Below are 22,792 nucleotides of genomic sequence, written 5' to 3'. Positions count from 1 at the left end.
TACCCCATTGCAGCAAGGTTTAGTCATACGCTCCACCGGTTCCTGGTACGACATCCGTAATGCGGATGGTCATATCTATCAGGGTCGTTTAAAAGGCAAGTTCAAAATTGCCGGCTTAAAAGTCACCAACCCGATTGCGGTGGGCGACCGGGTCGTATTTGACGTTGAGGATGAAGCCGAAAATACAGCTGTCATCACTGACATTGAGCCCCGCGAAAATTATATTATCCGAAAATCGGTACATAAAACGGCTCATGGCCATATTCTGGCCGCCAATCTCGACCAAGCTGTTTTGCTGGCCACGCTGACCTTGCCGCGCACATCGCTAGGCTTTATCGACCGCTTTTTGGTATCGGCCGAGTCGTTCCGCATCCCGACAACGGTGGTCTTTAACAAAACCGATATTCTGAACGATGAAGGGCTTGCGTATCAGCAGGAGATTATGGACATGTACGAGCGTATCGGCTATAAATGCCTCACTACGTCGGCAACGGAGGGCGTAGGCGTTGACGAGTTTCGGCAACTCCTCAACCATAAAGTAACGTTATTATCAGGGCACTCGGGGGTGGGAAAATCTACGCTGGTCAACGCCATTGCGCCCGATCTGAACCTACGTACCAACGAAGTGTCAACGTTTGCCAATAAGGGCGTTCACACGACTACGTTTGCCGAGATGTTCGAACTGGCTCCTGATACGTACATCATTGATACGCCGGGCATCAAAGAGCTTGGCTTGATTGATACGTCGAAAGAAGAGATCAGCCATTATTTCCCTGAAATGCGCGATCGACTCAACCAATGCCGGTTTCATAACTGCCTGCACATCAACGAACCCGGCTGCGCCGTCAAAGACGCCGTTGGGGAAGGCGAAATCGCCGAAAGCCGTTACATGAGCTACCTGAGCATGATGGAAGGCGGAGACAATAGGCGTTGATCACAATACGCCTTCTTCGGTCAGGATAGCTGCTACGTTGAGCGTAATATCGTCCATAACCGGAACAGGAGTATCCCAGTTGACGGTAATCCAGTTTTCGCCTTTGGTAGCGACGAGTACTTTCCGCGATTGGGTCGTAATCCAGATAACGCGTTCTGTGCCGAAATCGAGCATGGCCTGCGTTTTCTGGTGAACATAATCCTGCTCCATGGCTGGAAAAGCTTCCAGATCAACCTTAATGTCGACCTCGACAACAACCTTTGGCGCTACATCGAAAAACTTCCCCTTGATGGTTACTTTTTCCTTTTCGTAAAAGGCGATGTCATTAGCTAGATTGCCGCCTAATTGCAAGTGTAAACCCGGCTCATTCGTAACAACCCAGTAAGCTTTGCGGTTGGTGTGATTTCCTAGATACAGATACAGAGCAGATACTATTATCGCTTGTAGATCACTACAGCCCATGATTTCGCCGGGAGTTTTTCGGTTTGCTAAAACATCTTTATAACCCCTGCGGTATAAGGGTTTCCCGTTGAGCGTCTCATAAATCAGGTAAGACGGAATGGCCTGCTGCGCTGCTTCAGGTTCCATCGTCGTCAGTTCTGTTGCCATAGCCTTTCGATTTAAGACAATATATAAAGGTTTCAAAAGTATACCGCAGGGCTGCCCTGCGGTATATTTCTTAGTTCGTCATAGCGGCTAGCAGATCGGCTTGCGTAATAATGTGCACCTGCTCTTTTTCGTCGCGCACCAGCAACGCTTTATTATCTCGGTCGATGAGCGACGAAAGCGCGTCGATAGTATTGTCCAGCCCGACAAATTTGAACGGTTTGTCCATGACTTCGCTGACGGCGTGGTCTTTGATTGCGGGATCTTCAATGAGTCGCGTTAATACCGTTGAGTCGGTTAGGCTACCCACAATTTGACCTCCTTCGTCAGTAACGGGAATCTGTGAAATACCGTAGCGATTCAATACCTGAATCGCCTGACTTACCGATACCCCCGAACCAATGGTTGTCAATTGCGACTGTCGATTCGTCGCACCGCCGTTTTTGTTGTGAACGATATCGCGGGCGGTTTTGAACGACCGATCTTCCAGAAAACCGTGGTCTTTCATCCAGGTGTCGTTGTAGATCTTGGCGAGGTAACGCGTACCGTGGTCGGGCAGCAGAATAACCATTACGTCCTCGTCGGTCAGGTTTTCTTTCGCCCATTCCAACGCACCGTGCACGGCCGTACCACACGACCAGCCAACGAATAAGCCTTCTTCCCGCGACAGTCGACGCGTCATAATAGCGGCATCGCGATCGGTTACTTTAATAAACTGATCGATTACATCGAAGTTGACGTTCTGCGGCAAAATATCTTCGCCGATGCCTTCGGTGAGATACGGATAGATTTCGCCCGGATCGAAGATGCCCGTTTCTTTATACTTCTTAAACACCGAGCCATACGTATCCAGGCCTAACGTAAACAGATTCGGATTCTGTTCTTTCAGGAATTTCGACGTACCGCTGATCGTCCCACCCGTACCGACCGAAGCCGCAAAGTGGGTAATGCGTCCGTCGGTATCCCGCCAGATTTCGGGGCCGGTCGTCTCGTAGTGCGCGGCCGTATTAGATGGGTTATCGTACTGGTTTGGATAGAGCGAGTTGGGGATATCGCGGTTCAGTTTTCTGGCAACCGAATAGTAGGAACGCGGATCATCGGGCGCTACGTTCGTGGGGCAAACCACGACCTCAGCCCCGACCGCCCGCAGAATATCAATTTTCTCCTTCGACTGCTTATCTGCCATCGTAAAGATGCACTTATAGCCCTTCGCAATAGCCGCCAGCGCCAGACCGAAGCCCGTATTTCCGCTGGTACCCTCGATGATGGTGCCGCCAGGTTTTAAGATTCCCTGTTTCTCAGCATCCTCGATCATCCGAATGGCGATACGGTCTTTCACCGAGTTACCGGGGTTGAAGTACTCGACCTTGGCGAGAATTGTCCCCCGGATGCCTTTCGTTACGTTGTTGAGTTTGACTAAGGGCGTATTGCCGATGGTATCGACAATGGTGTTGTAGTAGTTCATGTTGATGAAGTTTTGTTGTACTGGTTCAGGAAGTTTAGTACCTGATTATGAAAATGAGCAAAGCTGCGCGATTGTTTAGCGAGTTCGTCGAAGTCGGCATTCTCAGCAATTGCTTGTGCTATAGCCTGCATTTTTCGACGATCGTCTCTGCCGTCATAAAGTCTCTTTTTAAGTTTACCCTGAGGCTCTTTTTCAACACTATCTTTACTTGGTTTATCAATTGACTTCACTTTATAAGCCTGATACAGCAGCCAATGTTCAACGGCTTGAACGGGCACATAAATGTAGATTTGGCCTTTGTACGTCTTGTAAGCCGTACCCAATGCCTTGGTCAACTTGTTACATTCAGCAGTATGCTCGTGTTGCTCATCCGTATGATCTGCTTTGTCTAGATCTACACCAACGATGCAAAACGACTGTTTTTCATCGCGCAGTGCTTTCAAACACAGCTCTTCTGCTTCATACAATACCTTCGACTTGCTTGGCTGTTTCTTTAATAAATCTAAACTGCTACGTTTTACCTGCAATCCTTTTTCAGCGGCTAAACGCTTTAAATAAACCGGTATAAATGAGTACTCGGCAAAACCTTCGGCGACAAGTGTATATATTAGTGGTGTTCTCATAAAGCTTCTTCAGGAACACCACCTAACAAGCCATACATCCAATTTTCACCTAGATTACTCGTGAAATCGATCTCCTTTGTACCTGTTTCCCGGCTTCGTTGATTAGAGGGTTCAATAATGTCTCGCAGTAAGTTCTTAACACGTGTTGCACCATCCTCATCTTTCTCAAAGACAAATACAGCCTCGGGCATAGAGGTAAATTCGTTTAGCACATTCTCGTTATGCGTTGTAAGAATAATCTGAATATTTTTTTCCTCTGCTAGTCGAAAAATAAAGTCCATCACCTCCCGAATCCGGCGTGGGTGAATTCCACGTTCAGGCTCTTCAAGAAGCAAAAGCTTAGGAGGTTGTGGCTGGTGAATAATGCAGAGCAGAATTAAAAAGTAAACTGTACCTTCCGATAACTCTTCAGACCAATAAATTTCATTTTGATTATCATTATATAAACCAAATTTCTTATATGTTTTATCTCCATAATTTTTTTTTAATTCTTTATCTGGAGCAACATTATCAAATCGTATTTGCGAGAATTCAGGTATTAATAAATTTATATCAGATTCAATTTGTCGAAAAATATCAGGGTATTTATCCCTAAGCGTATCTAAATAAGCAACCAGGTTAGATGTATCTGATTTTATCCTTTCACTATTAGGAAACAAAGGATATGGTCTTGTAACCAGATAGGGATTGATCGTAAATACCTCTACTTGTTTAAAATATAAATCAATGTATGACTTAGACATTGTATACTCTCTACCATAAAAACTATTAGCATTTATACTTTGCTCGCCACTAAACCAATGCTCATAATAGTAGTTTCCTTCTTCGGACTTTAGCCTGAAATGCTGATAGTCAAGTGCATTTCCAAACAGGGATAATTGACTAGGCTGTTTATCGAAGCTTTCATCGAAAATCAAGTGAATATACAATCTATTATAAAGGCTTTTTTGGTATACATAGTTTTTATCAAGTAATATATTCTTTGGAAACAAAGAATTCTGCTCATTTACACTTCTATATATATTTTTCCCAAAAAACTCTAGCGCCTTCAAAAAATTGGTTTTGCCCGAGTTGTTAGGGCCGATGAGCAGGTTGACTTTTTGAAGGTCGAGCGTTACGTCTTTTAAGCTCTTGAAGTTCTGGATAGAAACGCGCTTGAGCATATCGGTAGCGATTAATTTGCTTGTAAGTTAGGCAATTACTTACCCGGTTGGGTACGGCTCGATGCTTCGGCCCGCATGAGTACTGTGTTGTCAGGGTCAATCACCACTGTAGCCGGGCGGCTGGCTACCGGAACCGTAAACGTCTGCGTTTGGGCGTTCATGGTTAGCTTTCCAGTGCGGGTCAGTTCACGGCCACTGGCATCGCGGATGCTGAACACGAGGGGCAACACATAGAGCGAGCCAGTACGTTGAATCTGGCGCACGTCAATTACCATCGCTTTTTTAGCCGCATCGTAATTCGACTCCCACACTACGTCCGGGAATCCCGGTTGATACAGCCACTGATGGAAGAACCGGCCTAACCGTTTGCCCGATACGTTTTCCATAACCGCCTGTAAATCGCTGGTTCGCGCGTTGGCATTGCGGAACTTCTCGTAATACGTCCGAACACCTTTCCAGAACAGATCGTCGCCAAGTTCGTGACGTAACATGTGCAGCACCCAGCCGCCTTTCTGGTATTGGTTTGGGTTCAGCAAATCCATCAGATTGGTCGTAGTTGAGTCGATGATCGTGCTGTTCGGCTTTAGAGCTGTGTAGCGAAAAATTTGGTTCTTGTTCTGGTTCAGTACAGCGTTTAACGTATCGCGGCCGTAAGCCTGTTCGAGATATAAGGCTGAGAAATACGTAGCAAAGCCTTCACTCAACCAAAGGTGAGCCCAGTCAGCTTCGGTAGCCGAATTGCCAAACCACTGGTGCGCAATTTCGTGCGCCAGCAGCGCTTCAACGTCCGAATCTTTCCGGCCCACAATGATTTTCTCATCGTAGAAAATACAACTGGCATTTTCCATACCGCCGAAAATCGTTGTCGATTGTACGTTCGCCAGCTTCTCGTAGGAGTACGGCCCGACCTTGTCGATGAAGAATTGTAAGATACTTTTGGCCGGTCGATAATCAACAAAGCCCTTCTGACTGTCGTTAGGATACAACCAGCTCTGCACCGGTACACCACCAACTGCCCCAACCTCTTCAACGGCAAATCGGGCTGCGCCAATCACCATCACCTTGGTTGGTATGGGTGTGCTTTCCTGCCAGCGCGTCAGCTTGCGGCCGTTGGGTTGTGGCGTTTCGCTCAGTAACTTCCCGTTCGAGATTACCCGATACGTAGCGGGCGCATTGATCGTGAACGAGCAGGTCGCTTTGTCAGACGGATGATCAACGACGGGCAGGTAATGCCGGGCATTGTTTGGCCAGTTGTCGCCAAAGAAAGTACGTTCGCCGAACTTATTTCGACTAATAATCAACCCTTTCGCGGGCGTACCGACGTAGCGTATCGTGAGTTCCGTTGGCTGATTGGGGGCGGCAGGTAAGTTGATAAAAACCCGATCGTTACGTTGGGTAAAGGGCGTCGACTTGCCATCGGCTAAACGCACCTCACCGACTTTCATTCCCGTTACGGTGGAGTCAGCACGTTCGCCAACTAGATCGAACCAGACTGTCTGACGGTCATCTGTGCGGGTGAAGCGAATTGTGGCTTCGCCCCGAATCAGATTTGTTGAATCACTTAAGGTGAGCGAAAAAGCGTAATTCAATACGTCGACGCCGGGTTGCGTGTAGCGAGCCAACCGATCGGGTAGCTGCGCATAGACAACTGATGTCAGCAATAGAAAAAGATTTATCAACTTATATAACTTGGTATTCATTATCTAATCGGTTTGCCATGCTGATCAAAATTTAACTTTGGCTAATTTTCGTCATTCTGACCGGTACGCCCGCCGGTACGGCAGGAGAAATCTCTATAGCTGGAAGCAACAGCCTCTACAGAATATTTCTCCTGTCGTATCGGTGGGCGTACCGGTCAGAATGACGAAAAAACTCCCATAGTGAATCAGCGGGATTGTTTATTCTTTGATTTCCTGACACAGCTCAATCAGCACACCGTTAGTGCCTTTTGGGTGCAGGAAACACACCAGTTTATTATCGGCTCCGCGCTTCGGCGTTTCACTTACTAACGTAAAGCCCTGGTTTTTTAGCCGCTCCATCTCGGCGACAATATCATCGACTTCGAACGCCAGATGATGAATCCCCTCTCCTTTTTTCTCCAGAAACTTGGCGATTGGACTGTCCGGATTCGTGGCCTCGAGCAGTTCAATCTTCGTCTGCCTTCCGTGGCCCGGATTTACTTTAAAAAAAGACGTAGTGACGCCTTCTGATTCAACCGTTTCCGCTTTGTAAGGCGCTACGTTCAGCAGCTTCGCAAACAGGTCATTCGACGTAGCGATGTCGCGAACGGCGATCCCGATATGTTCAACGTTGGTAAGCATAGGTAAGAAAAGAACTTTTCCGTTTGGGGGAAAGTTAATAGATTAGTATCGATTCGCGTCAAATTTGACTGTATTACGACTATGGTTACTGTCTCAGAAATTGCCAAAGACAAAATTATTGAGCTGCGTCAGAAAGACGGCCTTGCGGATGAGTATGCTATCCGCGTAGGTGTCCAGGGCGGGGGTTGCTCAGGGCTGATGTATGATCTTCAGTTCGATGCCACGCAGCAGCCAACCGACCATGTCGTTGAAGATAAAGGCATTAAAATTCTGGTTGACCGGAAAAGCCTGCTGTACCTTGCCGGTACTGAGCTTGACTTTTCGGACGGCCTGAATGGCAAAGGTTTCCAGTTTAAAAACCCGAACGCCAGCCGTACCTGCGGCTGTGGTGAGAGTTTCGCTGTGTAACTTAGTCAGAACCGGGATTGAGAGTTTTTTCTTGATTTTGAGGCCGCTGCGCAGCGGCCTTTTTGTGTTTTGCGCTTTATATTACGAAATAGCGTAATTATGTCTAAGGCAAAACCTGATAAATCCCGGTTCTGATGACCGCAAAACCTGTAAGCCATTCGCGCACGACCCTTACCGAGTTAATGATTCCGTCGTATGCCAATTTTGGGGGTAAAATACATGGCGGTATACTCTTGTCCTTAATGGATAAAGCCGCTTACGCCTGTTCGGCCAAACATGCGGGTCAATACTGCGTAACTGTATCGGCCGACGGCGTCAATTTTCGGCAGCCGGTTGAGGTTGGCGAACTGGTATCGCTGATGGCGTCGGTGAATTACGTTGGCCGGACGTCGCTCGTGGTGGGAATCAAGGTCGTTGCAGAGAACGTAAAAACCGGCGTTGTGAAACACACCAATACGTCCTACTTCACGATGGTAGCCAAAGACGAGTCTGATCAGCCTGCTCAAGTTCCTCCCTTACTGCTTGAAACACCCGACGATGCCCGCCGTTTTCTGGAAGCTATAAAGCGCAAAGAGTTACGAACCAGCTACAGCGAACACTTCGATAATGCCAAAACCCGAATGCTGTTAACCGAAACCGTCGGCAAATTGACCAGCGAGCGCTGCCAACTTACCGATGATCTTAAGAATCAATTGTCCTGATCTAGAACCCGAGTTCGGCCCGCATTTTTTTGGCTCCAGCAACCATGTTCGCCAGCTTTTGCTTGGCGGCCCAGCGCGCCGTTTGGCTTAAGCCGCAGTCGGGCGCAACCGCTAGTTTCTCGGCGGGTACGTACGGCAAACACCTGCGAATCCGTTCGGCTACGTCGTCAGGCGTTTCGATGTAATAGCTCTTTACATCAATGACGCCCACAGCAACGTCAAACTTCTCGGCGAATCGTTCCAATAAATTTACTTCGGCAAAATTGAGGATCGTCATTTCGGAGTGGAGTTCGTCGACGGTCATATCCAGAAAGTCGGGGAGCATGGGTGCAATGGTCTTTTTACCCACCGACCGGCCTTTGTAATTCCCGAAACACAAATGCATCGATAAGCGGGTTTTACCGACACCCGGTGCTACCGTCCGGTTGAAAATATCGACAAACCGCTTTGTATCTTCCCGATACGCATAGCACGACATGGACGGCTCGTCCACGCAAATTTCAGGTACGCCAAGTGCGACTAAATCTTCGATTTCTTTACGTACCAAAGGCAGTAGAGCTTCGGTTACTTCCCAGCGATCCTTATATAAATCTCCTGGTAACAGCCGACCGCTCAGTGTGTATGGACCAGGAATCGACACCTTTACACCTTGGCCTGCCGGAGCTAATCGCTTTAACCGCTGGTATTCCTCCACCACACCTAAGCCTTTGGGGGCCGACAGTGGCTCAACAATGTTATGTTTTCCCCGCTGATCGTGCGCCGGTGGGCCAAACCGACGTAGTTCCGTTTCGTTATTCTGAATGCCGTTAATAGAGCCGTAGAACGACAGATTGAAATCAAAGCGGGTTTGTTCGCCGTCGCTGATCACGTCCAGGCCAGCCGACACCTGATCGTGAACCGACGCGACTACGGCGTCTTCAATCAGTTCACTAATATCGGCAGGGCCAAACTGCGACAGGTTCTGGCTCGAAAATTCAAGCCAGCCGGGAAACGGCATTGAGCCAACAACGGTTGTTTTGATCGGTACGGGTTGCAAAGGAGTTAGCCGTTTAAATAAGAGTAGGAATGTATTCGCCCCTGTTCAATCCGGGCACGCGAATATAGGCGAATACCCAATCAGCTGTAATCGCTGATCCGACTGATCTTTCCGTCGCTGAATGCAAAGATGGTTACCCCACGTAGCGATAACGTATCCCCCCTTTTAAAACCATTGGGCAGATCAATTGCGAAAACGCCTTCATACTCAATCTCAGCAGCAGCCGTCCGTTCGCCTAGTGTCAGGGAGCGAATTGTTTGCCTGCGGCTTTGAAATACACCCAGCGACTGGCTGGCCAACGTCTCGAACTGAGTTCGCCCACTCGTGGCCGTAATACCCGACGTATTCGATACGTTCTCGAAGACAATAACATCGTGCAACAGATCCATCATGCCCGGCACGTCCATCCGGTTATAGGCCGAAATATACTGTTCGATTAGTTCCCGCATAGGCGGCAATGTAGCCAACTAACCGCTTAGAACGGCTTTTTGCCAAGCACTTTCTTAAATACTTCCTTAAGTAGCACTGGTAAGGTAAAGTTGTGGCTCACAGCGTACCGGAAATTACCGGTATTGATCGTCTCGATTGGCTTACCGTTCTCGCTGTGCTGAACCGTTTTCCCTGTAGCGATATTTACTACGTGCCGCAGATTGAGGTTGTTGGCAAACATATCGGAAAAACGCGGGGAGTAGTACATACAGCCCTCGAAGTAGTAGTGGGTCACCTGCGACCAGCGTGTTACGTTACCGCCTTTTATGGGCATCCCACCGTGAACCAGGTTCGACGACCAGATCAGGACGTCGCCTTTCTGCATGTGAATTTCCTGCCGCTGGTAGCCGTTTGCTTCCATGAATTCCTCCATGAAGTCTTCGTAATGCGGGTATTCGGCGTAGTTCTCCTGGGCTTCAATGCCGATGTCGAAGTAGTTAAATTCCTTCTGCCGGTGCGACCGCGGATAATAAAACAACGGGCCATTGCTGGCGTTCGTCTCTTCCAGTGCTACCCATACGCCACACATAAAGCGGGCGGGTGTACTGCTGAAGTGAATGGTATCGGAGTGCGCCCGTTGCTGCGTACCAAACTTGAAGTTGAGCGTTTGAAAGGGAATAGGTTCGCGTTCGTACAGCAGCCGAAGAACGTCGAAGATCTGAGGCTGGCTGGCAATATCACGTACCGTCCTGTACTTTTTCCAAAGATCCTGGTGTCGGCTGGGCTGCTCACCTACATTCGCCGGATACTCATGTTCGATTTCTTTTATAGTACGATCGATCAATTCAGGGGCAACCTGCTGACGTAAGAGCAAAAATCCTTCACGATTGTAGTGGGTGACCATTTCCTGCTGCTCGGCGGTAAGGCTTCGTTTCATCAGCAGATCACTAAAGAAAGGAGATTCAACCCAGGGCAGGTTCATCTTCTGGGCTACGGCAAGGTTATTCATGGATAGAAAGGTTTGGGGTGATGATTAGGGTATCAATCTACTTCATTTATCGCCTGTGGGATGAATTGATTTTAGTGAACGGCATACAGCTGTTGCACGTAACAAGAACCCAACTAAACGACTGCCAAAGTATTCATTATAAGCATGATACCTTAAGCTGTCAGCATTAAAAGTTGATTAAAACGAAAGCGCCGGAAGTTGACATGACTTCCGGCGCTTTCGTTTCTTATAGCGATTATTATTACACTCAACTAAAATTCATATTGCCACCAGAGCAGGTTCTCTGTCCGGTTGAACAGGGCAAATCTATTTTTTTCGAGTACCTTCTGCGACGCTACATTCTCGACGTCCGTATCGGCGGCTACGCGCAGCACACCGGGCTGTTTCCCGGCCCAGTCCACGAGTCCGCCCACCATTTCCGACATATACCCCTGCCGCTGGAAAGCTGGATACGTACCGTACCCAATTTCAACAGCACCCGTTTCATCAGGTTCACCTTTGAATTTAGCTTCGGCAACAATCTGCTGTTTTTGTCGATCAATGGCCAGCCACATGGTATGATACAGCGGGTCGCGTGCAGATTCTTTCAAACGGGGAATGGTGAAATGGGTAATCACGCTTAGCACAGGCTCAACAACTTTCCGATGTCCTTGCCGTAGCCCCAGCGTTTCTTCAAGCCGATACCCATCGGCAACGTGTAAAACAACCTGATCGAGCGTCAGGGGAATAAGAGTCAGACGTAACGTTTCAATCATAACTGAGTATCGGCCTGGCTAACGTAACTACGAATGCCAACATGACTATATAATTTGGCCAGCCGATGCGCATGTTCGTCATAAGCCGCTTCGAACAAATCAACCGCCCGCTGGGCTCCCACAACCACGCCTGCACTTAACACCTTTGGCGGACGACCCGCTTCGGTTAACAGCCGCGCGACTTCGGCCTTGATGCTATTGACAATAACAGCACCGCCTACTGTACTCCCCGGCGCAACAGGTGTGTCAAGACCCGGAACGGTCAGCATCGCGTCGCCAACGGGTGCCCCCGTGTCGAGAATCAAATCGGCGAAGTCGCCTAATTTTTTGCCATCAGTACGTTTACTGGTACTCTTCTCCGAATGCTCTTTGGTAATCAGGGCAACAACTTTTACGCCCTTTTGCTGAAACAGCTCAGCCATTTCAATAGGCACTACGTTGCAGCCCGACGACGATATGACCAGCGCTGAGTCCTGATCTGACAAGTCGTAGTTGCGAAGAATTCGGTCGGCCAAGCCAGGAACATTCTCCAGAAACATAGCCTGCCGTTGTCCGTTGGCTCCAACAACCAGGTTATGAAACGTAAGAGACAATTCGACAATGGGATTGAATCCCGGAAACGAGCCATAGCGTGGCCACATCTCTTCGACCATGATGCGGCTATGTCCCGAGCCGAACACATGGACCATGCGCCCCGCCAGAATCGTCTCAGCGAACCAGTTTGCTGCTTGCTGTATCTGAGCTTCCTGCGCTTCGACCGTATCTAGAATGGCGCGGCATTTTTGAATGTATTGAAGAGTCATAATGTCTGGACCGGGATTGAACTGATTTATTCTGACTGAGCTGATTAGATCATGAGTCAAGCATTGATACTTCTCTGAGCCAAATCCTTTATACGTTGTTCAAAGCAACTAACCAAATCAATTAGCATTAATCAGCTAAATCCAGGTTTTGAAGGGCAAAACTGGCCGCGCCGATAGCACCGGCCATATCACCAAAATGAGCAATCTTAATCGGTGTAGCCTGACCACCCGGTCGCCATTCATACAAGCCCAGGAAATCAGCCAGTGGGCGTAGCAAATCATCTTCCGCCTGGGTGATCCCCCCGCCCAGCACGACTAAATCGGGCGAAAACAGGTTGATGAGTGAATTAATGCCTATCGCCAGCTTTCTGACCGACGATAACCAGACCCACTGCGCGAAATAATCTCCTTGTTTATACGCTTCGAGCAGTTGGTAGGTCGAGGTAAACCGTCCCAGCGACCGACGTTCGATTGTTGCATTGCCAATGGCATCTTCCAGGCTACCCGGTGCTCCGGTTATATCCCGATCGGCCTCGGCGTCTACAGTTACATGCCCGATATGACCGGCCTTCTGGAAATTTCCCTGATACAGTTTGCCGTCGATTAGGATACCGCCCCCAACGCCCGTACCGAGCGTCAGCATGACCACGTTCCGACAGCCTTTGGCAACACCAAAGCGGCTTTCGGCCAGTAAAGCAGCGTGTGCGTCGTTAACGACGTGAACGGTTGCATTCAGGAAGCTGCCCCAATGGAACCCTTCCAGACCGCTCAGCCGACCAGGCATGAAGGCAATGCACTGATTGGTTACGTTCGGCAAACCGGGAGCCGACAAGCCCGTAATCTTAACGGGTTCGGTCGAATAATCACGAAGCTCTCTGACGGTTTCGAATACGGCCTGCTTCCAGTGAATGTCAGTCTGATCTTTCTTACCGTTGGTAGGATGGTATAGCTGCTTGACAATTTCGCCGGTATCGCTGTTCATCAGCACCCCTTTAATCCAGGTGCCGCCAAGGTCTATACCGATTGCGTTCATAGCTGCCCTTCGCTAACACTCCAACCGCCGTCGACGGTCAATACCTGGCCGGTTGTAAACTTCGACTGGTCGGACATAAAATAGACGGCGGCTCCATCGAGGTCACTGGGTTGTCCAATACGTCCGCCATCGAGTGGTTGCTTACTTTTTGTGAACGACATGATCGCATCATCTTTCGTAGCTCGCTGGGCCATGGGTGTTTCGACAAGAGATGGTGCTAAGGCGTTGATCCGTATGTTATCATTGGCGTAGTAGGCCGCCACCGATTTTGTAAACCCGATAACGGCTGACTTAACGGCGGCATAGGCATGGGTAGCAAAGTAGGCTGGCGACGGCGACGACCCGAGTACCGATCCCATGTTCAGAATAGCTCCGGCCGTCTTTTGAGCCCGAAACGCCCGAACGGCCGCCTGGTTCGACAGCATCAACGACGTAAGATTAAGGTTGACGGTATAATTCCAGCCGTCGAGGGTTATATCATGAAGCGGGCCATCCCCGAACCGGCGTCCACTGCCGCCTGCTACGTGGTATAATCCATCGAAGCCACCAAATATCTGCTGACAAAGCGCAATGGCTTTAATAGCGGTTTGGGGGTCTGAGGCATCGCCTGACATGGCTAGCCCATTGCCATCTAACTGCTGTTCAGCGGCTGTGCAGCTTTCCGAATTCCGGCCTACCACCACTACTTGTGCTCCTTCGCGGACAAACGCTACGGCTGCCGACAATCCCATCCCTGTGGTACCACCTACCACCACAATACGTTTATTCTCTAACCACATCCTGTTTGTTGACTCAAATTGATTTATGCCGCAAGAAACGAAATAGACTGACGTCCACCAAGATTGCCCACAGCAAGCTTCTGTAGAAGTCTATTCGAATTATTAAAGCAAAAGCGGAGCCTCAGAAGAAGCTCCGCCAATTACGTTACACTAAATCGCGCTCGATAATCTTTCCGCTGGCTTTTTCTTTCAGGATAAGCTTGTTGCGGCCGTCGTGGGTCATTTCCTGCTTGATGAGGTAGTGATCAGCGTCGTATTCGGTTAAGGTTGTTTCCTGCGTCAATCCTTCCTGACCCCGCCAGACGGGCAGTTGCACCGGCTCCCACTGTTTGGTTTCAGCGGACTTGTAGGCGGCATCAAGAATCGCGTTGACCACGTATCCATCGTAAAACGTTTCGGCCGGTTGGCGGCCTTCCTCTACCGCCACAAACATGTCGGTAAACATGTGATTATAGCCTAAATCATTCACTTCATCGCCAACTGGGAATAACCAGCCGGTATTCGATTCGGCTTTCTCGGCCACGTAATCAGCACCTTTGCCGGTTGTGAACATCTCGAAGCCGGTACGCAGGAAATTATTGATCCAGATCGTCCCTTCCGTGCCCATCACCTCATCGCGGAGGTCCATGCCGCCCCGGAAGGTCCAGCTCACTTCAAACTGACCGATTGCGCCGTTTTCGTATTTGACCAGCGCAATGGCATGGTCTTCGGCGTCGATCGGCTTCACCTGCGTGGCCGCCCAGCACATCACCTCGACCGGTTTCACATCTTTGCCGATGAAGTTCCGGGCGATCTCGACGCAGTGGCAACCTAAGTCGAGCATGCAGCCGCCACCGGCCTGCTCTTTATCCCAGAACCAGTTGGAATGCGGCCCAGGGTGCGTTTCGCGGGATTTTGCCCAGAGGATTCGGCCCAAAGCGCCGTTTTTGACCGATTCGAGCGCTTTCAAAAATTTGGGAGAGTAACAAAGGTCTTCGAGGTACCCCCCGAAAATCCCAGCCTCTTCTACCAGTTGCATCATCCGCAGTGCCTCTTCCGCCGTACGGCCCAGGGGTTTTGTGCACACGACGTTCTTTTTATGCTTGGCGCAAAGCTCAACCGCTGACGCATGAAGGTTATTTGGCAAGGCAATGCACACCATGTTTACGTCGGGATGGGCAATGACCTCTTCCATATCGGTCGACATGAAGGAACAGCCGTAATCATCGGCAAACTTTTTGGCGGTTTCTTCCCGACGGGCGTAAATGGCTACGACTTTGTCGCGGCTCCGTTGACCGTGAAGCGAATCGGCGTAGAAGCGGCCGATGAAGCCACCTCCCAGCATAGCAATACGTTGCATACGTAAGGTTTTAGGTAAAGGGTTAATCCGTACTTTCGCGGAATTCACGGCGCAGGACTGGCGGTGAATCCGCGAACTAAAGTAGAGAAACACTGACTGATTACTGCCGACGATGCCCGATTTTTTTGACATCAACACCCTATTCTTTACCGTCTGGGACTACCCGATGAGTTACCTCGAATTTTTTGGTGTCGTTAGCGGGGCGGTCGCGGTGTGGTTATCGGCACGCGCTAACATCTGGAGCTGGCCGATCGGCGCGGGTAGCGTCGTCTTGTTCTTCTTTCTGTTCTATCAGATCCAACTCTATCCGGATATGTTCTTGCAGGTGTTTTTCTTTATTACAAACCTGCAGGGCTGGTGGCGATGGGCGCACCCCGCACCGGTAGAAGCCGACGGCAAGCAAGAACTAAAAATTACCCGAATGCCTTCCCGAAAATTAATGAGCTGGACGTTCCTGGGCGTAGTGGCAACCGTACTTCTGGGTACGTTCGCCAGCAACCTACACGAGTGGTTTCCGATTCTGTTCAGCAAGCCCAGCGCTTTCCCTTACCTCGACTCCTTCACAACGGTTATGAGCATTGTGGCCACGTTCCTGATGATTGAGAAGCGGGTGGAATGCTGGTACGTCTGGCTGTTGGTCGACATTATCCTGACGTATATGTACTTCGTCAAAGGCGTTAAGCTGGTGGGCGTTGAATACTTCGTGTTCTGTTTTGTCGCTATGGTTGGTGCCTGGCACTGGACCAGAGAATATCGGTCATATTCCACCCAGACGGCATGACAACAGGCTTAGTTTTCGGCAAATTCATGCCGGTTCACAAAGGTCATTTGGCCCTGATCGAGTTTGCCCGACGGCAATGTGACCATCTGATGGTGTCGATGACCGTTACACCAACCGATCCCATTGATCCCAAGCTTCGGTTAGACTGGCTTACGGAACTCCTCGCCCCCTACCCAACCATTGAGGTTGTTGCCGAATCGGATGACTTTCATGATCCAACCTTACCGCTGTGGGAGGTTACCAAACTCTGGGCCGCATTCGTTAAAAAGCGGTTTCCGGACGTTAGTGTGTTTTTCTCCTCCGAAGAATACGGCGCACCATTGGCCCATCACTCCGGTCTCCAGCACGTATCGTTCGATCCGACGCGTCAACTTGTGTCTGTGTCCGCAACGCAAATCAGGCAGCACCCCTATCAATACTGGTCGTATATTCCTGACGTAGTACGACCTTATTTTGTCAGGAAAATATGCCTGTATGGCCCCGAGAGCGTTGGCAAGACCACAACGGCCCATGTACTGGCCACTGAGTACCAGACGAGTTTTGTTCCGGAGGTTGCCCGTGACCTAATTACGTCCAATGACTTTACACTCGACGATATTATCCGGATTGGTTACGCCCAGACGGAAGCGATCAAAACGGCTGAGCGGCAGGCGAACCGGATTTTGTTTTGCGATACCGACGTCATCACGACCCAGATTTACTCCGACCTCTACCTCCGCCAGGTTCCGCCGGTTTTGTATGAATTGGAGCAGCAGGTGACGTATGATGCATACGTATTACTCGACATTGATGTACCCTGGATTGCCGATGGGCTACGCGATTTGGGCCACCGCAGACAGGAGATGATGAATCGGTTTCGGCACGAACTCGACAAACGAAAGCTATCTTATTCGCTGGTAAGCGGCTCATATTCAGAACGCCTGACCAGCGTCCGGGCTGTTGCCAACCAGCTGTTAAGCCTGGCTGAAAATTATCAGACAGAATAGTCTGTATTTCAAGTAGATAAGTATAATACAAGATACATTGATTATAATTATTTAAAGAATTTATGCCGGTAACCTACTGATAATTATGATCTTAATTTCTTGATAGTATAATTTTGTATTTGAAACCAAACTTTGTATTCATTATGGCAGTTGCCAAACAATTCCTTAAAAGCAAGCCAATTGCAAAAGTAACGTTTGAATTGTCGGCTGAAGCCGTCAATGGAGCTAAGACGGTCGCGGTGGCCGGAGAATTCAATAATTGGGATCCTACTGCCCAGGCATTGAAGAAGCAGAAAGATGGTTCTTACAAGACTACGGTTGAGCTGCCAGTTGGCAACGAATACCAATTCCGTTACGTTTTGGACGGTTCAAAATGGGAAAATGATTCGGCTGCCGACAAATACGTAGCTAGTGGGGTTTCTAATGAACAGAACTCAGTAGTGGTATTATAATCAACATCTACTCAGAAACAGGAAGGCCCGACCAATCGGTCGGGCCTTCCTGTTTCTGAGTGGTTTCGCTAAACGGTAAAGCTATCCGACTCTACATATGCTTTGATGAGCGCCAGTTCACCTTCTTTGCCCTTCTGCGACTTGCCATGCTCCATACCGAAGATAAACTCTTTGTTTTCGGCCTTAGACTTCTGGTAGATGTGCTTAAAGATATTTTTATAGTTGATTTCGCCGGTCGTGGGTTCATTACGTCCCGGATTATCGCCAATCTGGAAGTACGCAATTTCGCTCCAGGTCCAGTTAATATGCGGAATAATATGCCCTTCGTTCTTCTGCATGTGATAAACGTCGAACAGAATCTTGCAGGCAGGGCTGTTCACCGCCCGGCAGATTTCGTATGTCTGGTCGGAGGTACGTAAGAATAGATTCGGGGTATCGCTGAGCGGCTCCAGCACCATAGTCAGTCCGGCCGGAGCCAGGATGTCAGCGCCCCGGCGCAGAGCGTCGATCACATTACCGGTCTGTACGCCGATGGGCAGATTACGCTCAAAATCACCGGGCACAACAGTCGTCCATTTGGCGTTGACCCGCTTGGCAGTTTCAACGGCCCTACGGCAGCCATCCAGAAAGATGTCGATGTATTCTTTCTTGCCCGCGGCTAATGTATTCTGCGAATTGCCGCCTTTGTCGAGCACGAACACGCCCATGGTCATCCCGAGCCTGGCCAGTTCGCTGCCTATTTTCTCCTGCAAAGCAGGGTCGCGGCCCATCATGCCATTGTCCTCCAGGGCCGTAAACCCCAGATCAGCCATGAACTTCAGTTGATCGATGGGGTCTTTGCCTGCACTGTTTTCAAACATGCCGAAGTGCGGGGCATATTTGAGCTTGAAGTTATTTTTAGCGAACAAGGTGGGCTGCGAATGCCAGTTTCCGGCGACGGCCTCACCCGATACAGCGGCTCCGGCAAGGCCTAGGGTCGATTTTACAAAATTGCGACGTTGCATATTGATTAAGGAAGAGTTTGCCTGCTCACCTACGTAGGTGAGCAGGCAAAGAAACACGTTTATTTCCGTTTCAGGCTGCTTAGATATTCAACCAGATCTACCAACTCCTGGGTGCTCATGGCGTCCTGCAAGCCGGAGGGCATCATCGACGAATCCATCTTTTTCATAGAGACGACATCCGACATCTTGTAATTCTGCACCACACCACCGGGAAATTTCATCTGCAGATCGGTTTCGGTTTTGCTCGACACAATACCTGACATTGTGCTGCCGTCTTTAAACTTCACCTCCCAGCCTTCGTAGCCAAAGCTGATACCAGCATCGGGGTGTAAAATAGCCAGGTACTGACCTTCTTTCGGCAGTTTAGAGCCAATCTCCGACAGTTTTGGGCCGAAGTCCATGCCATCGCTGTTGATCTGGTGACAGGTAGAGCAATTGGTTTTGAATACAGTAATCCCTTTTGAGACATCGCCGTTCATCGCCAGCAGCTCGTTCATCGCCGGAAGCTTTTTAATTGTAGTTACCGGCCCCGCATCAAGGAAACTGGCGGCATCCTGACGTATTTTTTTCCGCCACGAACCACTTACCCCCTGCACCGCAGCGGCCTTGTAGTCGCCTTTTATATCGCCGGATTTAAGCAGGGCGATGACCAGATCTTCGCCATCGCCACTACCACCGAGCGAACGGGTGGCCTCCCGACGTAACGCTGTGGGCCGTTTTTCATCCAACGCCACGGTTTTAAGTATCTCAATCGATTCTTTACTACCTACCCGACGTAACGCCATCAGCATATTCGTGGCCGCTTCCGAATCAGTACCGTTAATGACTTCCCAAACCATCGGGCCGCCTTGCTGCCTGAGCAATTGCCGGGCGGCATCACGGCCCATACCGTCCAATGCTTTTCGTACGGCCAGCTCTTTCAGGCGGGTATTCTCGGAGGAAGGCTGATAACGGGTGACCAATTCGATGTACTCGGGTGTACCGTATACATCGTTCATAAGTTTAGTCAAAGCACTGGCGGCCACGTCAGAACTCTTGACGAAAGCCGGATCGAGGTGACGGAGAGCCAGTTTCGTTACGTCCGTCGAGCCGCTGTTCGCCTGCAGGATGGCTAACAGAGCCGTCGATTTCTCGGTAGCACCAGGGTTGAAGTCAAACGCCCGGAAGTAACGTAACCGCTGGTTCAGATCGACACTGGCGTCGCCGGCCAGCTTGGCCAGCATGGGCACCGATTCTTTCGTACGGGCTCGCCAGACAATATCCTGACCACCGGCATTGGCAAGCGGATCGTTGTTCATCTGCTTCACCCAGGCGGTGTAGTAACTGTCCCAATTCCCGTCGGCACCAATCCCGAGCGCTTCGAGGTACCAGCGATCTTTGCCGTCGTGTTTACTGGCCAGCTGTGCCCATAAACCGGGTGCTTCGGAAGACGGATTACGCCGGAGGGCCAGGGCACACTCCCGACGTACGTGTGCATCCTGATCATTCACCAGCAGTTTTACGGCTCTGATAGCCTGATCGGGGCCCAACTGACGCGCTGCACGTAACGCCGTGATCCGCAGATCTGGGTTATCGCTCTTGAGCGCTGTCTCGACGTATTTGGAGCCATTGTTTAACTTGCTCAGCAGCCACAATGCGCGGGCCTGCATGCGCGGATCACCCGATGATTTATAGAGCTTCGCCAGCGGCTTCTCGGCCTTAGCGCCCATGTCGTGCAGCTTTTGCCAACCGGCGTAACGGATCGCCATGTTTGGGCTTTGTAAGGCTTCAATGGCACCTTCGGTCGTGGTTACGTCAACCTTCGGCATTTTGTAAGGTGAGTTCGGCGGAGCCACCCGGTACACCCGCCCCCGGTTCTGATCGCCCGCCTGGTGACCACCTACTCCTGGATCGTACCAGTCGGCAATAATCAGCGAACCATCGGGAGCCACGCACACATCCGCCGGACGGAACCACTGATCCCGAGCGCCTTCCAATACGTTCACAATTTCGGCCTTGTAGCCTGCCCCATCTTTCTGCACCGGATACGAACGTACTAAGTTTGGCCCCGCATCGCAGTGGATAACCTGCCCCTGAAACTGCTGCGGTAACAGCTTTCCTTCGTACACAATGATACCCGTGGGTGAACCTGCGCCGGTTTGGAGTAAGTTGGGTACTACACCGGGATCGTTCAGGTGCCAGTGCCGCCGTGGCGTTTCAGGTTCGATATTGTCGCGATTTGCCTGCCAGCCCGCGCCCGTCATTTCGTCGGTATAGCCGTAGTTGCCGTACTCCATGACGTAGTTGATGCGGACGCTTTTGTTGCCATCGTCGTCGTTGTCCGATTGCCAGAGCGTACCGTAGGAGTCAACGGCTACTTCATAGTTGTTGCGGAAGTTCTGGCCGAGCAGTTCTACGTTCTTACCGTCTGGATCGCAGCGAAAAACCATGCCCTGCTTGAAATTCTCTTTGTTAATGGCCTTCCCCGTAGCTATGTCGATAACCGGCTTACCGTCTTTATCGAGTAATTGACCGCCCTCGTTTCCGAAGTTGAAGTACCACTTCCCGTCTGGCCCGAACACAAAGGTGTGCATCCCGTGGTCGTGCTGCTCTCCGCCGATTCCCGTAAACAGCAACTCTTTTTTATCGGCCTTGTCGTCGCCATTTTCGTCGGTCAGTACCCATACATTCGGGCTGTCAGATACGATGACTTTGTTGCCCTGTACCCAGATACCCAGCGGTGATTCGATACTCGGGTCCTGAAAAAACACTTTGCTGACGTCGGCTTTGCCGTCACCGTTCTGATCTTCCAGAATGACAATCCGGTCGCCTTCCTTCCGGGTTGGATTGCCATTTATCGCGGGTCGATAGTTATAGGCTTCGCACACCCAGACCCGTCCTTTTGCGTCTACGTCGATATCCGTCGGGTTCGTCAACATCGGTTCCGAGGCAAACAAGGTTGCTTCAAGTCCCGGCGCTACGTTCAGGCTACCAACGGCATATTTCGGATCGTGCTTATCGTCGTCGGTAAGCTGGGCAAACAGGCTTGTCAGGTAGCGGTTTGACGCAGCGTTGAGGTTGCGGTTCTGATACGCTCCAACAAATACACTACCTGCCAACAGGCCAGCCGCCGACAGTGCTACGGCTCGCTTAGACAGTATAGAGAAACCAGCGGGTTGAGAAAATTTCATAGTACAGAATCAGAAAAAACAAGTTGCACTTTAATAGGTAAATCTAGTGACAAATTGAGTCTTTCCGACGCATTCACCACCGAATCCGGCTCATAAATATGTGCAGTATGAGAAGTAATTACCTGGTAGAAACCTACTCACTTTATCTGAGATGCAGCGCTGAAAAGGTTGTTACTGTATTTTTTAGCCACATGTGTTCCGCCAGGCAGGACCGATGCGTCATTTCCAGGGAAGCTATTGCAGAATATACTGTTTAATCAAACCGACTGCAGCGTCATGCAAGTGACAAGGCTAGCGAAAAGTATTGATTTTTTATTAGAATAGTTAAACAATAGACTTCATTCACTGTTCTTTACCATACAACGAAAGCAACCAACTTCAACCTTATTTAATAACTCAACTATGAAAAAAGTAATTGTAGGCGCATTATTTGTGGCAGCGACCGCATTCAGCGCCCAGGCACAGACAACCAATTCAGGAACTACCACCAATTCAGGTACCACAACGAACTCGGGTACTACACAAAGCGGTACAACGGGTAGTACCAACATGGGATCAGGTACAACCGGCACAATGGGCTCGAGTACGTACGGCACGCAGAGCGGCACGACCGGCTCAGGCACCCAGGGCTCTACGTATGGAACCCAGGGCACAACCGGCACCGGCTCAGGTACGTATGGCACCAGCGGCTCAAGCTCAACCGGCATGGGTACGGGTAGTACGTCCGGCTCCTATGGCACCAGCAGTAGTTCTGGCCAAACCAGCGGCAGCATGAGTAACACCACGACAAATAGCCGTAAAAACAACCGGAATAACAATAGAAATAACAGTAGCAGCGGTGGCAATAGCAACAGCTCAACCACTACGCCACCACGGCGGTAGGTGTTACATAGCGTACTACGGAATCGGCCAGCTGATACGACTAGTCGTATCAGCTGGCCGATTCTGGTGAAATACCCTTTGCGTACACGTATACCCGAGGGAGGGTATCGTAT

23 protein-coding genes are annotated in these 22,792 nt (G+C 50.0%); 7 read left to right on the top strand and 16 right to left on the bottom strand.

Annotation, left to right across the window (positions count from 1 at the left end; all coding sequences use genetic code 11):
- The first annotated feature begins 7 nt into the window (after nucleotides 1-7).
- Nucleotides 8-934 carry a ribosome small subunit-dependent GTPase A gene (rsgA, locus tag ACYVBJ_RS12720; protein WP_460982676.1) on the top strand — a complete coding sequence of 309 codons (927 nt, stop codon included), beginning with the start codon at nucleotides 8-10 and terminating at the stop codon, nucleotides 932-934.
- On the opposite strand, the gene ACYVBJ_RS12715 is transcribed toward rsgA, so the two are convergent.
- The 6 genes from ACYVBJ_RS12715 to mce form a co-directional block, all read right to left on the bottom strand.
- On the bottom strand, nucleotides 935-1,543 hold the full coding sequence (locus tag ACYVBJ_RS12715; RefSeq protein ID WP_460982675.1) for a PDDEXK family nuclease: 609 nt from the start codon (nucleotides 1,541-1,543) through the stop codon (nucleotides 935-937). It abuts the gene before it with no gap.
- A 70-nt stretch (nucleotides 1,544-1,613) separates the two neighbouring features.
- On the bottom strand, nucleotides 1,614-3,005 hold the full coding sequence (locus tag ACYVBJ_RS12710) for a cystathionine beta-synthase (RefSeq protein WP_460982674.1): 1,392 nt from the start codon (nucleotides 3,003-3,005) through the stop codon (nucleotides 1,614-1,616).
- Nucleotides 3,002-3,628 (bottom strand): DUF4276 family protein, encoded by a 627-nt coding sequence (locus ACYVBJ_RS12705; RefSeq protein WP_460982673.1) that lies wholly within the window; start codon nucleotides 3,626-3,628, stop codon nucleotides 3,002-3,004. Before ACYVBJ_RS12705 ends, ACYVBJ_RS12710 begins: the two co-directional genes overlap by 4 nt.
- The gene (locus ACYVBJ_RS12700) at nucleotides 3,625-4,791 is read right to left on the bottom strand and encodes an AAA family ATPase (RefSeq protein ID WP_460982672.1); all 1,167 of its coding nucleotides are present in this window, start codon (nucleotides 4,789-4,791) and stop codon (nucleotides 3,625-3,627) included. Before ACYVBJ_RS12700 ends, ACYVBJ_RS12705 begins: the two co-directional genes overlap by 4 nt.
- A 35-nt stretch (nucleotides 4,792-4,826) precedes the next feature.
- Entirely contained in the window at nucleotides 4,827-6,491 is a 1,665-nt protein-coding gene (locus ACYVBJ_RS12695; RefSeq protein WP_460982671.1) for a M1 family metallopeptidase, read from the bottom strand.
- 198 nt (nucleotides 6,492-6,689) lie between these two features.
- Nucleotides 6,690-7,112: a methylmalonyl-CoA epimerase gene (gene mce, locus ACYVBJ_RS12690; RefSeq protein ID WP_460982670.1), complete on the bottom strand. Its 423-nt coding sequence runs from the start codon at nucleotides 7,110-7,112 to the stop codon at nucleotides 6,690-6,692.
- Nucleotides 7,113-7,193: 81 nt separating this feature from the next.
- On the opposite strand from mce, the gene ACYVBJ_RS12685 reads away from it, so the two are divergent.
- Nucleotides 7,194-7,520, top strand: a complete 327-nt coding sequence (locus ACYVBJ_RS12685; RefSeq protein WP_460982669.1) for a HesB/IscA family protein — start codon at nucleotides 7,194-7,196, stop codon at nucleotides 7,518-7,520.
- A gap of 134 nt (nucleotides 7,521-7,654) precedes the next feature.
- Nucleotides 7,655-8,221, top strand: a complete 567-nt coding sequence (locus tag ACYVBJ_RS12680) for an acyl-CoA thioesterase (protein WP_460982668.1) — start codon at nucleotides 7,655-7,657, stop codon at nucleotides 8,219-8,221.
- Between the two features lies 1 nt (nucleotide 8,222).
- Here the strand turns inward: ACYVBJ_RS12680 and ACYVBJ_RS12675 are convergent, their stop codons facing one another.
- The 8 genes from ACYVBJ_RS12675 to ACYVBJ_RS12640 all read right to left on the bottom strand — a co-directional run bounded on the left by ACYVBJ_RS12675 (nucleotide 8,223) and on the right by ACYVBJ_RS12640 (nucleotide 15,404).
- Nucleotides 8,223-9,257 (bottom strand): methionine synthase, encoded by a 1,035-nt coding sequence (locus ACYVBJ_RS12675; RefSeq protein ID WP_460982667.1) that lies wholly within the window; start codon nucleotides 9,255-9,257, stop codon nucleotides 8,223-8,225.
- An 80-nt stretch (nucleotides 9,258-9,337) separates the two neighbouring features.
- The gene (locus ACYVBJ_RS12670; RefSeq protein ID WP_460982666.1) at nucleotides 9,338-9,706 is read right to left on the bottom strand and encodes a nuclear transport factor 2 family protein; all 369 of its coding nucleotides are present in this window, start codon (nucleotides 9,704-9,706) and stop codon (nucleotides 9,338-9,340) included.
- Between the two features lie 26 nt (nucleotides 9,707-9,732).
- Nucleotides 9,733-10,695: a phytanoyl-CoA dioxygenase family protein gene (locus ACYVBJ_RS12665; protein ID WP_460982665.1), complete on the bottom strand. Its 963-nt coding sequence runs from the start codon at nucleotides 10,693-10,695 to the stop codon at nucleotides 9,733-9,735.
- A 251-nt stretch (nucleotides 10,696-10,946) separates the two neighbouring features.
- Nucleotides 10,947-11,450 carry a GNAT family N-acetyltransferase gene (locus tag ACYVBJ_RS12660; RefSeq protein WP_460982664.1) on the bottom strand — a complete coding sequence of 168 codons (504 nt, stop codon included), beginning with the start codon at nucleotides 11,448-11,450 and terminating at the stop codon, nucleotides 10,947-10,949.
- The gene (locus ACYVBJ_RS12655) at nucleotides 11,447-12,253 is read right to left on the bottom strand and encodes a sugar isomerase domain-containing protein (protein WP_460982663.1); all 807 of its coding nucleotides are present in this window, start codon (nucleotides 12,251-12,253) and stop codon (nucleotides 11,447-11,449) included. Before ACYVBJ_RS12655 ends, ACYVBJ_RS12660 begins: the two co-directional genes overlap by 4 nt.
- A gap of 127 nt (nucleotides 12,254-12,380) precedes the next feature.
- Nucleotides 12,381-13,286 carry an ROK family protein gene (locus ACYVBJ_RS12650; protein WP_460982662.1) on the bottom strand — a complete coding sequence of 302 codons (906 nt, stop codon included), beginning with the start codon at nucleotides 13,284-13,286 and terminating at the stop codon, nucleotides 12,381-12,383.
- Nucleotides 13,283-14,065: an SDR family NAD(P)-dependent oxidoreductase gene (locus ACYVBJ_RS12645; RefSeq protein ID WP_460982661.1), complete on the bottom strand. Its 783-nt coding sequence runs from the start codon at nucleotides 14,063-14,065 to the stop codon at nucleotides 13,283-13,285. Before ACYVBJ_RS12645 ends, ACYVBJ_RS12650 begins: the two co-directional genes overlap by 4 nt.
- A gap of 145 nt (nucleotides 14,066-14,210) precedes the next feature.
- Nucleotides 14,211-15,404, bottom strand: coding sequence for a Gfo/Idh/MocA family protein (locus ACYVBJ_RS12640; protein ID WP_460982660.1), 1,194 nt, complete (start codon nucleotides 15,402-15,404; stop codon nucleotides 14,211-14,213).
- 112 nt (nucleotides 15,405-15,516) lie between these two features.
- Here ACYVBJ_RS12640 and pnuC point away from each other — a divergent pair, with 112 nt between their 5' ends.
- From pnuC to ACYVBJ_RS12625, 3 genes are all read left to right on the top strand, one after another.
- Nucleotides 15,517-16,185, top strand: coding sequence for a nicotinamide riboside transporter PnuC (pnuC, locus tag ACYVBJ_RS12635; protein WP_460982659.1), 669 nt, complete (start codon nucleotides 15,517-15,519; stop codon nucleotides 16,183-16,185).
- A complete protein-coding gene (locus ACYVBJ_RS12630) occupies nucleotides 16,182-17,171 on the top strand; it encodes an AAA family ATPase (RefSeq protein ID WP_460982658.1) in 990 nt (329 codons plus the stop codon). Before pnuC ends, ACYVBJ_RS12630 begins: the two co-directional genes overlap by 4 nt.
- 143 nt (nucleotides 17,172-17,314) lie before the next feature.
- Complete coding sequence (locus tag ACYVBJ_RS12625) at nucleotides 17,315-17,623, top strand: isoamylase early set domain-containing protein (RefSeq protein ID WP_460982657.1); 309 nt, start codon at nucleotides 17,315-17,317, stop codon at nucleotides 17,621-17,623.
- A gap of 68 nt (nucleotides 17,624-17,691) precedes the next feature.
- Here ACYVBJ_RS12625 and ACYVBJ_RS12620 read toward each other — a convergent pair whose 3' ends face one another.
- Both ACYVBJ_RS12620 and ACYVBJ_RS12615 read right to left on the bottom strand, forming a co-directional pair.
- Nucleotides 17,692-18,627 carry a hydroxypyruvate isomerase family protein gene (locus ACYVBJ_RS12620; protein ID WP_460982656.1) on the bottom strand — a complete coding sequence of 312 codons (936 nt, stop codon included), beginning with the start codon at nucleotides 18,625-18,627 and terminating at the stop codon, nucleotides 17,692-17,694.
- 59 nt (nucleotides 18,628-18,686) lie between these two features.
- Entirely contained in the window at nucleotides 18,687-21,797 is a 3,111-nt protein-coding gene (locus ACYVBJ_RS12615) for a PVC-type heme-binding CxxCH protein (protein ID WP_460982655.1), read from the bottom strand.
- Nucleotides 21,798-22,199: 402 nt separating this feature from the next.
- On the opposite strand from ACYVBJ_RS12615, the gene ACYVBJ_RS12610 reads away from it, so the two are divergent.
- A complete protein-coding gene (locus ACYVBJ_RS12610; protein ID WP_460982654.1) occupies nucleotides 22,200-22,679 on the top strand; it encodes a hypothetical protein in 480 nt (159 codons plus the stop codon).
- Nucleotides 22,680-22,792: the final 113 nt, after the last annotated feature.

It is taken from the genome of Spirosoma fluminis (genome assembly GCF_054778895.1).
This window is presented reverse-complemented; position numbering and strand designations above follow the sequence as displayed.

Excerpts from the sequence above, each read along its gene's own strand:
- ACYVBJ_RS12715 (WP_460982675.1), bottom strand. The coding sequence starts at position 1,543 with ATGGCAACAGAACTGACGACGATGGAACCTGAAGCAGCGCAGCAGGCC.
- ACYVBJ_RS12710 (WP_460982674.1), bottom strand. The coding sequence starts at position 3,005 with ATGAACTACTACAACACCATTGTCGATACCATCGGCAATACGCCCTTA.
- ACYVBJ_RS12705 (WP_460982673.1), bottom strand. The coding sequence starts at position 3,628 with ATGAGAACACCACTAATATATACACTTGTCGCCGAAGGTTTTGCCGAG.
- ACYVBJ_RS12700 (WP_460982672.1), bottom strand. The coding sequence starts at position 4,791 with ATGCTCAAGCGCGTTTCTATCCAGAACTTCAAGAGCTTAAAAGACGTA.
- ACYVBJ_RS12695 (WP_460982671.1), bottom strand. The coding sequence starts at position 6,491 with ATGAATACCAAGTTATATAAGTTGATAAATCTTTTTCTATTGCTGACA.
- mce (WP_460982670.1), bottom strand. The coding sequence starts at position 7,112 with ATGCTTACCAACGTTGAACATATCGGGATCGCCGTTCGCGACATCGCT.
- ACYVBJ_RS12685 (WP_460982669.1), top strand. The coding sequence starts at position 7,194 with ATGGTTACTGTCTCAGAAATTGCCAAAGACAAAATTATTGAGCTGCGT.
- ACYVBJ_RS12680 (WP_460982668.1), top strand. The coding sequence starts at position 7,655 with ATGACCGCAAAACCTGTAAGCCATTCGCGCACGACCCTTACCGAGTTA.
- ACYVBJ_RS12670 (WP_460982666.1), bottom strand. The coding sequence starts at position 9,706 with ATGCGGGAACTAATCGAACAGTATATTTCGGCCTATAACCGGATGGAC.
- ACYVBJ_RS12665 (WP_460982665.1), bottom strand. The coding sequence starts at position 10,695 with ATGAATAACCTTGCCGTAGCCCAGAAGATGAACCTGCCCTGGGTTGAA.
- ACYVBJ_RS12660 (WP_460982664.1), bottom strand. The coding sequence starts at position 11,450 with ATGATTGAAACGTTACGTCTGACTCTTATTCCCCTGACGCTCGATCAG.
- ACYVBJ_RS12655 (WP_460982663.1), bottom strand. The coding sequence starts at position 12,253 with ATGACTCTTCAATACATTCAAAAATGCCGCGCCATTCTAGATACGGTC.
- ACYVBJ_RS12650 (WP_460982662.1), bottom strand. The coding sequence starts at position 13,286 with ATGAACGCAATCGGTATAGACCTTGGCGGCACCTGGATTAAAGGGGTG.
- ACYVBJ_RS12645 (WP_460982661.1), bottom strand. The coding sequence starts at position 14,065 with ATGTGGTTAGAGAATAAACGTATTGTGGTGGTAGGTGGTACCACAGGG.
- ACYVBJ_RS12640 (WP_460982660.1), bottom strand. The coding sequence starts at position 15,404 with ATGCAACGTATTGCTATGCTGGGAGGTGGCTTCATCGGCCGCTTCTAC.
- pnuC (WP_460982659.1), top strand. The coding sequence starts at position 15,517 with ATGCCCGATTTTTTTGACATCAACACCCTATTCTTTACCGTCTGGGAC.
- ACYVBJ_RS12630 (WP_460982658.1), top strand. The coding sequence starts at position 16,182 with ATGACAACAGGCTTAGTTTTCGGCAAATTCATGCCGGTTCACAAAGGT.
- ACYVBJ_RS12625 (WP_460982657.1), top strand. The coding sequence starts at position 17,315 with ATGGCAGTTGCCAAACAATTCCTTAAAAGCAAGCCAATTGCAAAAGTA.
- ACYVBJ_RS12620 (WP_460982656.1), bottom strand. The coding sequence starts at position 18,627 with ATGCAACGTCGCAATTTTGTAAAATCGACCCTAGGCCTTGCCGGAGCC.
- ACYVBJ_RS12615 (WP_460982655.1), bottom strand. The coding sequence starts at position 21,797 with ATGAAATTTTCTCAACCCGCTGGTTTCTCTATACTGTCTAAGCGAGCC.
- ACYVBJ_RS12610 (WP_460982654.1), top strand. The coding sequence starts at position 22,200 with ATGAAAAAAGTAATTGTAGGCGCATTATTTGTGGCAGCGACCGCATTC.